The organism is Sphingomonas caeni, assembly GCF_026013415.1.
GTDB classification, from domain to species: Bacteria; Pseudomonadota; Alphaproteobacteria; order Sphingomonadales; family Sphingomonadaceae; genus Sphingomonas; species Sphingomonas caeni.
On record NZ_JAPDOK010000002.1, the window covers coordinates 153,853 to 166,724 of the forward strand.

Genomic DNA, 12,872 nt, shown 5'->3' on the forward strand with positions numbered 1-12,872 from the left:
ATGACCGTCTTCGCCTTTGCGCTGGCGCTCGAGCCCGGGAGGCCGCTCGACCGGTTCGACACGCATCCGCTGCGGCCCGGGCTGGCCGAGCCCGGCACGCTCCATATGCGCAGCGGCCTGGGCTGGCACGCGGCCTGGCGCAATGCGCCAACGGGGCTGCAGACCGACTTCGCGGCGGAGGCCGACGATCTGGTCGCGATCACGGCCGGACGGTTCGAGCGGCGCGGTGCGCTGTGCCTTGACCTCGGCGTGGCGCCGGGCGCGCGCGATGCGGTGCTGCTGATCGCCGCCTATCGCCGCTGGGGCGAGGCGATGCTCGATCGGCTGCGCGGCGACTTCGCGTTCCTGCTCTGGGACGCACGCCAGCGCCGGCTGATCGCCGCGCGCGACCAGCTCGGCTGCTCGCCTCTCTTCTACCGCGAGCATGACGGCGTGCTGCTGGTGGGCACCGCATTGGACGCACTCCGCGATCACGATCGCGCCGGATTGAGCCTCGACGAGAACTTCATCGGCGATCTGCTGCTGCAGGGCATGCCGGCCCAGCATGAGACCAGCGTCTATGCCGAGATCCGGCGCGTGCCGCCCGCGCGTGCCCTGCGCTTTGCCGGCGGACAGGTGGAGACGCGGCGCTACTGGTCGTTTCCCGCTTATGGCGATCCGCTGATCCTGACGTCGCGCGCGGACTATGCCGAGCGTTTCCATGCGGGGCTGCGCGACGCCGTTGCCGAGCGGCTGCCCGAGACCGGGCCGGTCGTGATCCTGATGAGCGGCGGGCTCGATTCGACCGCGGTCGCCGCGGTTGCCGCCGAGATATTGGGGCCCGAGGGAGCGCGGGCGCGGATCAAGGCCTATACCACCGTGTTTCCCGGCTTTCCCGAACAGGAAGGGCATTATGCTGCGCTCGCGGCCCAGCATCTGGGCATCGAGCATCATCTGGTGGAAGCCGGCGACTATCTGGGGGCGCCGCTTCCCGATCACGACGCCTGGCTTCGCCCCGAGCCCGGCGCGATCGCCGGATTGCTCGCCGAATCGCGCGCCGCCGAGGCTGCCGCGGCGGGAGGCGGCGTATTGCTCAACGGGCTCGGCGCCGATGTCTATCTCCACCCGCCCGGTGCCAGCTTCTGGCATATCGCGGCGCGCGGCGCCCGCGCGCTACCCGATACGACGCGGCATGTTCGGCTGTTCGGCCGCATGCCGGACCTGCGCGTGCGGGCGTCGCTCGGCCGGTTGCGGCGCCGGCTGGCCGCGAAGCCCGCGCCTAAGCTCCCGGCCTGGATCGATGCCGGGTTCGCGGCGCACTCGGGACTGATCGCGCGCACCGCCGCACGTTATGCCGAAAATCGCGAGGCCGGGGCCGCCCGGCTGACCTCACCCTATTGGGCGGCGCTGCTGACCATGGGGCATCCAGCGACGACCGGACGTTCGCTGCATCCCGCCCACCCGCTGGCCAGCCTGCCGCTGATCGAGCTTGCGATGCGCCTGCCGCGGGCTGCGGTGACCGACAAGGCGATCCTGCGCTGGGCGATGCGCGGGCGCCTGCCCGACGCGATCGTCGATCGCGCCAAGACGCCGCTGGGGAGCATCGGTACCGACCTGATCGAGCGCGACCCGCGCATCGCCGCGCGCACGCGATCCCTGATCGAGGGACAGGCGGGCGCGCTCTCGCGCTTCGTCGATCCCGCGCTGGCGATCGATGCGCTCGGCCATGCGCAGGGAAGGGACCGGGTGGCGCTGATGAACCTCGAACTCCTGGCGGCGTGGTTCGCGAGCGGCGCTGTCCAGTCCTGAACCAATACCGTTCGCCGGAAGGGATTGTGCTGCTTGAGAAATTTTTTTACCAAAATGGCGGTTTCATCAAGGGGAGGGGCCACCAATGCGCGACGAGCAGATGATTTCGTTCGAGATGCCGGAATATAAAGACGCCGAGATCGTGGATTATGGCAGCGCGAACGATATCGTGCGCACGTCTCCGGACGATCATGGCCTGGGGACCGACGGCGCTTCCTGCTGCAGCTGGTACCTTTCCTGATCCGATCGCGGCGCTTCGCTAGCGGCCGGTCATCACAAAACCGATCGCGCCGATCAGCGCGAAGATCGCCATTCCGGCGATCGCGAACACGAATGTGCCGCGCCTCGTCAGGATCGCATCCGGGCGGCGGAAGGGCATTTCGATATAGCGCCACGAGAGGATGCCGGCCGCGACCGCGACCGCGAACAGGATGACGCGCAGCCAGATTGGGAAGTCCTGTCCCCATAGCCGCTGCGCGACGATGATGATCGGCCAATGCCACAGATAGACCGAATAGCTGGCGATTCCCGCAAAGCGCCATGGCTGGCGGCTGAGCAGCCTGCCCGACCAGGTCTGCGACCCTTCGTTCGCCAGCAGCAGCAGCGCGGTTCCCAGGCAGATCGGGATGACGTTGACGGCATGAAAGCTGGTGATGATCGGCAGCCTGAGCGAGGTCAGCACGATCGCGGCGCATCCGATCGCGCCGAGCAATTCGCGCACCGGCCGCGTGAAGCTGAGCCGTCCGCCATGGAGCGCGAGCGCGCAGCCGAGGAAAATCTCCCAGACGCGGGAGGTGGTGAGGAAATAGGCGCTGACCGAGCGGGTGCTGGTGAGCATCGAGACCGCGAGCAGCAGCGCGGTGAATCCCAGCATCCCCCAGAAGGACGGGCCGCGGCCGCGCGCGAGCAAGGCGACCAGCAGCGGCGGATAGAGGAGATAATATTGCTCCTCGACACCCAGCGACCAGGTGTGCGGCAGGGGTGTTTGCGCGAATTCGCCGATCGGATGCAGCCCGATCAGCAGATTGTTGGCGTAGAGCGCGGTCGCGGCGAGCGAAGCGGCGGAGGCGTGCCGGGCACTTTCGGGAATCACCCAGAAGCCGAGCACCGCCGATACCGCGAGCAGCGCGAACAGCGCGGGGAAGAGCCGGCGGATCCGCCGCTCATAATAGCGCGCATAACTGAACTTGCCCGCGGCACGGTCGCTCAGGATCACATGGGTGATCAGATAGCCCGAGACGACGAAGAACAGGTCGAGCGCGGCGGCAGCGCCGGGAAAGATATCGAGCCAGCCAAGATGCGCGGCGAGCACCACCAGCGCCATCACGCCGCGCAGCCCGTCGAGATCGGGGCGGTATTCGAGCGTGCGCCCGCTGTCCGCGAGCGGATCGCGCGGTGCGGCCGGTGATGCAAAAAGGTCTGCCAATGTCTGGGGCGTATCGAATGCGGCCGGAGGAAGCGCCGATTTCAAGCAAGTTGGAAGCGGCATTGCAAGCGGCGCTCGCCGCGGGCGAGATCGCCTATGACCGGGAAGCAGATGGCTGGCGGGTTACCGGCTTTCGCATCGCGCGCGCGATCCTGGGCGATGATGCTTTCCGCAAGCCCGATTTCGCGCCGCTCGCACTCGACGCGCTGCCGCCGGCGCTTGCCGCCGCGGTGCGCCGGGGCGAGACGCTGCAGCGGCTCTGGACGGTGCCGCCCCCCGAAGCCGCCTGGCCGGTGCGCCGCACCTTCGCCGCGGCCTTCGCGCCGCGCCGGATCGGCTATCTGCGCGAGGCGATGGGCGCCGAGGCCGAGCGGCTGCTCGCCGGCGCGGAAGGCGACGGCTTCGATCTCGACCGCGATTTCGCGCAGCCCCTCACCGAATGGGCGATCGCGCGGCTCTATGGCATCGATCCCGCGGAGATCGGCCGCGTCGCGCAGATGAGCGGCCCGCTCGCCACCGCCTTTTCATTCGGCGTGCGCGACCGGATCGGCGCAGCGATGGCGATGGCGACGATCGAGCCGGTCCTGACCGCGCTGCTGCGCGCACCCTCGCGCGGCGGCGCGGCGGCACTGGAGACGGTCCAGGCGGCGATGGCGTCGGGCGAGATCAGCGCGGACGAAGCGCTTTCCTGGATGGCGCTGTCGCTGCTCGGCGGGCTGCAGACCAACCGGCGCTTCCTGGTCCAGTGGCTTTCCCGGCCCGCGCCGCCGGAGGGCGAAACCGGAAATAGCGACGCCAGCTGGCTCCAGACCGCCGCCGAGCTTGCGCGGCGCAACGTCGTCGTCGACAGCATCGCGCGCCAGAGCCGCTGCCCGCTGGCGCTCGACGCGGCGGCGATCCCGGCGGGCGCGACCTTCTTGCTCGATCTCGAGCGGATCAATCACGATCCGGCGCGCGCGGAGGGCAGCCATCTCTCGTTCGGGCACGGCGCGCATATGTGCATCGGCCGGCATTTGGCGATGATGCAGATCGAAAGCGCGGGCCGCGTGGTTGCGGGCTGGCCGGCGGCACGGCGCGCGTCGCTCGCGCTGGCCGCCGGTCCGATGAGCGGAGCGGCACCCCATTGATGCTGCGCCAGCTCGACGGATTGACGATCGCACGCGCGGAGGGCCGCTGGCCCGACGAGGCGGCCGCGGACATCCACTGGAAGCACAGCATTGTCGATGCGCTGCCGGGCGCCGACGGGTCGCATGCGGCCAGCGAAGACCGGGCCGACGGCCGCTGGACGGTCCATGTTTATGCCGAGGCCGGGTGCACGCATCAGCGCTTCGCGATCTCGCCGGACGGCGCCTGCGTCGAATCGCAGGGTATCGCGCGCACCCGGGACGACGAGCTGTGGGGACTGATGTCCGAGCCGGTGATGCGCACCCTCTTCCGGCTGCGCGGCATCCCTTCCTTTCACGCCGCCTCGCTCAGCCGCGGCGGACGCACCATCCTGATCGCGGCCGAGAAGGGCGGGGGCAAATCGACACTGTCGGCGGCGCTGGTGCGCGGCGGCTGGACCCTGCTGAGCGACGATCTCACCCGGGTCGAGCGGATCGGCGGGGAATGGCGCGCCCATGCGGGCTATAACCAGCTCAAGCTGCACGCGGATTCGAAGGCGGCGCTGGGCATCGGCGCTGCGGAGCTCGGCTGGCGCTGGCACGACGCCGATCCTCGCCTGCCGGGGAACAAGCTGGTGTGGAAGCTGCCCGAGGCGCCGGACCTCGCACCGCGGCGCATCGACGAAATCTTCGTGCTCCAACGCCGCGATCCCCTGCTGACCGCGCCGCGCCAGCATCGCGTGCCCGCGGTCCACGCGATGCTGGCGCTCCAGCCGCATCTCAGCTGCGATCCCTTCCTGGCCGAGACCGCACCCCGCCGCGGGGATATGGCGGCGCTGCTGTCGCTCTCGGCAGGCGTGGCGTGCACCGCGCTGACGATGCCGGACGATCTGCAGCGCCTCGCCGAATTCGCCGGCGCGATCTGAGGGGCGGCCTCGGCCCAAGCGAGGCTCCCCCTTGCTAGACCGATTCTTCCGAGGGGACCGTTTTCGAGGCGCAGGCATGGCGAAGCGACGCGCGAAGCTGCTCGTCGCAGAAGGGCTTGGCCAGGATCGGAACGTCGGGTGCCGGCGGGATGGCCGCGTCGGGCTCGGCATAGCCCGTGATGATGAGCGCGGGCAGGCCTGGACGCAGCTGCCGCATCTGCCGGATGAGATCGGCGCCGGAAACGCGCGGCATCGCATAGTCGGTCAGCACCATGTCGAAGGATTCGGGAGATGCGCGCAGCAGCTCGAGCGCGCTGGCGCCGTCCCCCACATCGACCACGCGGTGCCCGAGGTCGGCCAGCATCGCCATGGTGGTCGCCCGGACCCCCTCATGATCGTCGACCAGGAGAATGTTCAATGCCGGGCACTCGCCGGGCGGAAATTCGGAAGGCTGCCGCTCGGCGATCGCGCCCGCCTCATGCTCGGGCGCCGAAGGGAGCCAGAGCTCCACTGCCGTTCCCTTGCCGACTTCGCTCTCCACGCGAATGGCGCCGCCGGACTGTTTGACGAAGCCATAGACCATGCTGAGCCCCAGCCCCGTCCCCTTGCCGATCGCCTTGGTGGTGAAGAACGGCTCCATCACCTGTTCGAGCAGCTCGGGCGCGATCCCGCATCCCGTGTCGATGACCTCGAACACGACATAGGCGCCCGCCGCCGCATCGAGGCCGGCGATGGGATCGGTCACCTCGCGGTTCGAGGCGCGCACCGTCACCACGCCGCCCTCGGGCATCGCGTCGCGGGCGTTGATGATCAGGTTCATCAGCGCCAGCTCGAGCTGGGCAGCATCCGCATAGGGTGCGTCGAGCGCCTCGTCCCACGCCCAGCTGACCTCGACCATCCCGCCCAGCATGTGGTTCATCAATTCGCTCAGCGAGCCGGCGAGCCGCGCAACATCGACCCGGCCGGGCTCGAGCTTCTGCCGGCGCGAAAAGGCCAGCAGGTGCTTGACCAGCCCGGCGCCCTGTTCGGCTGCGTGGCGCGTCATGCCCAGCACGCGCTGCTCCTCGGCTTCGAGCGGGACGCGCCGCTCGATCATGCCGAGCCCGCCCAGGATCGCCGCGAGCAGATTGTTGAAGTCATGCGCGATCCCGCCGGTGAGCTGGCCGATCGCGTCCATCTTGCGCACCTGCGTCAGCTGGCTCTCCAGCTCCTTGCGCTCGGTCACGTCGATGATCGTGCCGGCATATTCCAGCGGTTCGCCGCGCGCGTCGCGGAGCACGACCGCCTGATCGTGGAGATGCCGATAGCTGCCGTTGGCGGCGCGCCAGCGATATTCGACATTGAGACGCCCCGTTTCCTGGCGCCGGGCAAGCGCCGCGAGCACGCGTTCACGATCCTCGTCGTGGATTCGTTCGGCCCAGAGATCGGGATTTGCCTTCACGTCCTCGATCGTGAAGCCGGTCACCGCCTCGAAATTGCCGCCGACATATTCGGGTAGGCGCCGCTCCTGCTGGAGCGGTTCGAGGAACAGGATGATCGGCAGCGATTCGATGATCGCCGCCTGGCGCTGCTCGGCGAGCCGCAGCTGCCGCTCGGCATCCAGCCGCTCGGCATTGGCGCGCAGCATCGCGTCGAGCAATTGCTGCTCCTGCAGCGCCTTGCGCTGGATTTCGCGCGTCATCTGGAACAGATCGACGAACACCGCGACCTTGGACTTGAGCACCAGCGGATCGACCGGCTTGAACACATAGTCCACCGCGCCCATCGAATAGCCGCGCAGCAGGTGCTCGATCTCCTTGTTGACCGCGGACAGGAAGACGATCGGCACCCGCTTGGTCTGCTCGCGCGCCCGGACAAGCGCCGCCGTCTCATAGCCGTCGAGGCCGGGCATATAGACATCGAGCAGGATCACCGCGAAATCATGGCGAAGCAGTTGGCGCAGCGCCTCCTCGCCCGATCCGGCCACCACCACCTCGGCGATATCCTCGAGCACGTTGGTGATCGCGAGCAGGTTGCGCTCGTCATCGTCGACGACGAGCACCCGGGCGCGCTCGACCGCCTGGACCGCCGGTAGCGGCTCCGCCGGCGGCACGCTCTTCAGCGGGTTGGCGGGCTTGGTCATCGATTCACCCGCGCTCGGCCACGATCAGGTCGCCGACGCGCTGGACTTCGCGCGAGCGGGCGATCCACACGCGGATCAGCGCGAGCAGCAGATCGATGTCGACGGGCTTGGCGATATAATCCGATGCGCCGGCGTCGAGGCATTTCTGGCGGTCGCCCTTCATCGCCTTGGCGGTGACCGCGACCAGCGGCAGATCGGTCAGCGCCGGCCGCTGACGGATCTGCTGCATCGTTTCGTAGCCGTCCATTTCGGGCATCATGATGTCGATCAGCGCGATATCGATGCCGGGCGTCTGTTCGAGGATCAGGATGCCGTCCTTGCCGCGTTCGGCGTGGAGCACCTCGACACCGTAGCTTTCGAGCACGCTGGTGAGCGAATAGATGTTGCGGATGTCGTCATCGACGATGAGGATGCGCGTGCCTTCGAGCTCGGGAACGCGCGGCGCCGACGCGCTCGCCTCGTCGAGATTTGCGGGTTTCAGCTCGACGACCTTGGCCGAGCTGGTCATGCGCTCCGCCAGCGTATCGAACACCTGGCGCAGCGCATCCGCCTGGACGGGCTTCTCGGTCACCGCGACCGCGCCGAAATCGAGCGCCTGGTCGAGCTTGTCCGCGCCCGAAATGACATGGACCGGGATGTGGCGCGTCTGGGGATCATGGTTGAGCAGATCGAGCAGGACGAAGCCGTCGATATCCGACAGGCCCAGATCGAGCGTGATCGCGTGCGGCTGGAGCTTGCGCGCCATCGCCAGCGAACCCGCACCGGCAACCGAGACGACGCCCTTGAGTCCCGCGTCGTGCGCGATGTCGAGCAGGATCGAGGCGAAGGACGGATCGTCCTCGATGATCAGCACGAACGGATCGCCATCCAGCGCGTCGCGATCGTCGCTGAGATCGAAGGCGCTCGGCAGCGCGGTCGGCACCATCGCGCCGCTATTGTCGTAGCGCGCGGGCGTGCCCTCGATCGCGGGCAGCGCCGGCGCGGCGGCGTTGAACGGAGCGAACAGCGTGAAGGTCGAGCCCTCGCCGGGCACCGAGCGCACCTGCAGCTCGCCGCCCAGCAGGCGGGCGATCTCGCGGCTGATCGAGAGGCCGAGACCGGTACCGCCATATTTGCGGCTGGTGGTGCCGTCCGCCTGCTGGAAGGCTTCGAAGATCAGCTTCTGCTTGTCCTTGGGAATGCCGATGCCGGTATCGGTGACCGAGATCTCGATCGCGCGGTCGACCCCGCGCAGCGCCGGATGGCTGGTGCTCCACCCGCTCGTCGCGGCGCGGACGGCGAGCGTGACCGACCCCGCCGAGGTGAATTTGAACGCATTCGAAAGCAGATTGAGCACCACCTGCTGGAGCCGCTTTTCGTCGGTGCGGATCGTCGCGGGCAGCTCGGGATCGAACGCGACGATGAAATCGAGATTCTTGTCGGCCGCGAGCTGGCGGAAGGTGCGCTCCATATGCTGCTTGAGGCCCGCCATCGGCATTTCGCCGATCTCGATCGAGACGGTGCCCGATTCGATCTTCGACAGGTCGAGGATGTCGTTGATCAGGTTGAGCAGATCCGAGCCCGCCGAGTTGATCGTCCGCGCGAACTCGACCTGCTTGTCGTTGAGATTGCCCTGCTGGTTGTCCGACAGCAGCTTCGACAGGATCAGCAGCGAGTTGAGCGGGGTCCGCAGCTCGTGGCTCATATTGGCGAGGAACTCGGACTTGTACTTGGAGGTGAGCGCCAGCTGCTCGGCCTTCTCCTCGATCGCGCGCCGCGCCATGTCGATCTCGATATTCTTGGCTTCGACCTGCTTCTTTTCATTCTCGAGCAGCTGCGCCTTCTCCTGCAGCTCCTCGTTGGTGTTGTGGAGCTCCTCCTGCTTGGTGGTGAGTTCGGTCTGGCGCGCCTGCAGCTCCTGCGTCAGCAGCTGCGACTGTTCGAGCAGGCTCTCGGTGCGCATCGTCGCGGCGATGGTGTTGAGCACGATGCCGACCGATTCCATCAGCTGATCGAGGAAATTGTGGTGCGTTTCGTTGAACTGGCTGAACGAGGCGAGCTCGATCACGGCCTGGACCTCGTCCTCGAACAGCGCGGGCAGGATCGCCACATTGGCCGGCGCGGCATGGCCGAGCCCCGAGGCGACACGCAGGAACTTCGGCGGAACCTTCTCGAGAAGGATCGGGCGTTTGTCCGCCGCAGCCTGGCCGACCAGGCCTTCGCGCAGCGCGAAACGCGATTTCAGCGCGTCGCGGCTTTCGGCGCCGTAGCTCGCGGCGAGTTCGAGCACGGTCTCGTCGCCGTCGCGCGAAGTCACGTAGAACACGCCATATTGCGCGTTCACCAGCGGTGCGAGTTCGGACATGATCAGGTTCGACACCGTCGAAAGGTCGCGCTCGCCCTGCAACATGCGTGAGAAGCGCGCGAGGTTGGTCTTCAGCCAGTCCTGCTCGGCGTTCTTGAGCGTCTGATCCTTGAGATTACCGATCATCTCGTTGATGTTGTCCTTGAGCGCGGCCATCTCGCCCGACGCTTCCACCGCGATCGAGCGGGTAAGATCGCCCTTGGTGACCGCGGTGGCCACCTCGGCGATCGAGCGGACCTGATTGGTCAGGTTCGCGGCCAGCTCGTTGACGTTGTCGGTGAGGTCGCGCCACAGGCCCGCGGCGCCCGGCACGCGCGCCTGGCCGCCGAGCTTGCCCTCGATGCCCACCTCGCGGGCCATGTTGGTCACCTGGTCGCCGAACGCCGAAAGCGTGTCGATCATGAAGTTGATCGTTTCGGCCAGCGCGGCGATCTCGCCCTTGGCGTCCACGGTCAGCTTGCGCTTGAGATTGCCCTGCGCCACCGCGGTCACCACGTCGGCGATGCCGCGCACCTGGTTGGTCAGGTTGGTCGCCATCAGGTTGACGTTGTCGGTCAGATCCTTCCACGTGCCGCCGACGCCGGGCACCTGCGCCTGCCCGCCCAATTTGCCCTCGGTGCCCACCTCGCGCGCGACGCGCGTCACTTCCGAGGCGAAGCCGTTGAGCTGATCGACCATCGTGTTGATGGTGTTCTTGAGTTCGAGGATCTCGCCCTTCACGTCGACGGTGATCTTCTTGGACAGGTCGCCCTTGGCCACCGCGGTGGTCACGTCGGCAATGTTGCGGACCTGGCCGGTGAGGTTCGCTGCCATCAGGTTCACATTGTCGGTCAAGTCGGCCCAGGTGCCCGCGACGCCGCGCACCTGCGCCTGCCCGCCGAGGTTGCCCTCGGTGCCCACTTCGCGCGCCACGCGCGTCACTTCGCTGGCGAAGGAATTGAGCTGATCGACCATCGTGTTGATCGTGTTCTTGAGCTCGAGAATCTCGCCCTTCACGTCGACGGTGATCTTCTTCGAAAGATCGCCGAGCGCAACGGCGGTGGTCACCTCGGCGATGTTGCGCACCTGGCCGGTGAGGTTCGCCGCCATCGCGTTCACATTGTCGGTCAGGTCCTTCCAGGTGCCGCCGACGCCCTCGACCTGCGCCTGTCCGCCCAGCTTGCCGTCCGAACCCACTTCGCGCGCCACGCGAGTGACCTCGGAAGCGAAGGAGTTGAGCTGATCGACCATCGTGTTGATGGTGTTCTTGAGCTCGAGGATCTCGCCCTTCACATCGACCGTGATCTTCTTGGACAGGTCGCCCTTCGCCACCGCGGTGGTCACGTCGGCGATGTTGCGCACCTGGCCGGTGAGGTTGCCCGCCATCAGGTTGACGTTGTCGGTCAGGTCCTTCCAGGTGCCGCCGACGCCCTCGACCTGCGCCTGTCCGCCCAGCTTGCCGTCCGAACCCACTTCGCGCGCCACGCGGGTGACCTCGGACGCGAAGGAGTTGAGCTGATCGACCATCGTGTTGATGGTGTTCTTGAGCTCGAGAATCTCGCCCTTCACGTCGACCGTGATCTTCTTCGACAGGTCGCCCTTCGCCACCGCGGTGGTCACATCGGCGATGTTGCGGACCTGGCCGGTGAGATTGTCGGCCATCAGATTGACGTTGTCGGTCAGATCCTTCCACGTGCCCGCAACGCCGGGCACCTGCGCCTGACCGCCCAATTTGCCCTCGGTACCGACCTCACGCGCGACGCGCGTCACTTCCGAGGCAAAGCCGTTGAGCTGATCGACCATGACGTTGATCGTGTTCTTGAGCTCGAGGATCTCGCCCTTCACGTCGACCGTGATCTTCTTCGAAAGATCGCCCAGCGCCACCGCCGTCGTGACCTCGGCAATGTTGCGCACCTGGCCGGTGAGATTGTCGGCCATCAGATTGACGTTGTCGGTCAGATCCTTCCAGGTGCCGGCCACGCCCGGCACCTGCGCCTGCCCGCCGAGCTTGCCCTCGGTACCGACCTCGCGCGCCACGCGCGTCACTTCCGAGGCGAATCCGTTGAGCTGATCGACCATCACGTTGATCGTGTTCTTGAGCTCGAGGATCTCGCCCTTCACGTCGACCGTGATCTTCTTCGAGAGGTCGCCCGAGGCCACCGCGGTGGTCACTTCGGCGATGTTGCGCACCTGGCCGGTGAGGTTGTCGGCCATCAGGTTGACGTTGTCGGTCAGGTCCTTCCAGGTGCCGGCAACGCCTTCTACCCGCGCCTGCCCGCCGAGCTTGCCCTCGGTGCCCACCTCACGCGCCACGCGCGTCACTTCGCTGGCGAAGGAATTGAGCTGGTCCACCATCACGTTGATGGTGTTCTTGAGTTCGAGGATCTCGCCCTTCACCTCGACGGTGATCTTCTTCGAGAGATCGCCCGAGGCCACCGCCGTCGTGACCTCGGCGATGTTGCGCACCTGGCCGGTGAGATTGTCGGCCATCAGGTTGACGTTGTCGGTCAAATCCTTCCACGTACCGGCCACGCCCTTCACCTTGGCCTGACCGCCCAATTTGCCTTCGGTGCCGACCTCGCGCGCGACGCGCGTCACTTCGGACGCGAAGGAGGCGAGCTGCTCGACCATCGTGTTCACGACCTTGCCGATGCGCAGGAATTCGCCGCGCAAGGGGCGGCCGTCGATCTCGACGGTCATCGATTGCGACAGGTCGCCCTTGGCGACCGCGCCGATCACGCGGCTGACCTCGGCGGTCGGCTGGACCATGTCCTCGATCAAGTCGTTGACCGCGCGCAGCTTGGTCTCCCAGCCGCCGGTGGCGCCGCGGACATGGCCGCGCTGGGTGATCTTGCCTTCCTTGCCGACGACGCGCGACAGCCGCTCGAACTCGTTGGTCATCTGCTCTTCGAGGCTGACGACCTCGTTGAACAGCAGGGCGATCTCGCCGTCAGGGCCGGCCAGATCCTCGGGCAGGCGCACCGAGAAATCGCCGCGGCGGAAGCTGCGGAGGGCGGATACGAGTTGGCGGTGGTCGAGGGTTTCGGGGGCGGATTCGGCGTGCACCAATCACTCCTGCATCTTCCCCCCCGGGAAAAACGCATTCACGACCCCCCGGCCGTGAGGCGAGACATATCAGAAGTTTCGTAGCGCGCGCGTTAAAAAATGCGGCCGGCCTGTCCCG

7 protein-coding genes are annotated in these 12,872 nt (G+C 67.2%); 4 read left to right on the forward strand and 3 right to left on the reverse strand.

The genetic code is table 11. The features are described 5' to 3' along the window. The gene (locus OF829_RS05385; RefSeq protein WP_264938959.1) at positions 1-1,788 is read left to right on the forward strand and encodes an asparagine synthase; all 1,788 of its coding nucleotides are present in this window, start codon (positions 1-3) and stop codon (positions 1,786-1,788) included. Positions 1,789-1,873: 85 nt separating this feature from the next. Then, the gene (locus OF829_RS05390) at positions 1,874-2,029 is read left to right on the forward strand and encodes a hypothetical protein (protein ID WP_264938960.1); all 156 of its coding nucleotides are present in this window, start codon (positions 1,874-1,876) and stop codon (positions 2,027-2,029) included. Positions 2,030-2,047: 18 nt separating this feature from the next. On the opposite strand, the gene OF829_RS05395 is transcribed toward OF829_RS05390, so the two are convergent. After that, on the reverse strand, positions 2,048-3,259 hold the full coding sequence (locus OF829_RS05395; RefSeq protein WP_264938961.1) for an acyltransferase family protein: 1,212 nt from the start codon (positions 3,257-3,259) through the stop codon (positions 2,048-2,050). 5 nt (positions 3,260-3,264) lie between these two features. On the opposite strand from OF829_RS05395, the gene OF829_RS05400 reads away from it, so the two are divergent. Then, positions 3,265-4,341: a cytochrome P450 gene (locus tag OF829_RS05400; protein WP_264938962.1), complete on the forward strand. Its 1,077-nt coding sequence runs from the start codon at positions 3,265-3,267 to the stop codon at positions 4,339-4,341. Beyond that, complete coding sequence (locus tag OF829_RS05405; RefSeq protein WP_264938963.1) at positions 4,341-5,243, forward strand: hypothetical protein; 903 nt, start codon at positions 4,341-4,343, stop codon at positions 5,241-5,243. The genes OF829_RS05400 and OF829_RS05405 overlap by 1 nt, the downstream gene beginning before the upstream one ends. Positions 5,244-5,277: 34 nt before the next feature. Here the strand turns inward: OF829_RS05405 and OF829_RS05410 are convergent, their stop codons facing one another. Then, positions 5,278-7,365, reverse strand: a complete 2,088-nt coding sequence (locus OF829_RS05410; protein WP_264938964.1) for a response regulator — start codon at positions 7,363-7,365, stop codon at positions 5,278-5,280. Between the two features lie 4 nt (positions 7,366-7,369). Beyond that, entirely contained in the window at positions 7,370-12,754 is a 5,385-nt protein-coding gene (locus tag OF829_RS05415; RefSeq protein ID WP_264938965.1) for a HAMP domain-containing protein, read from the reverse strand. Between the last annotated feature and the right edge of the window lie 118 nt (positions 12,755-12,872).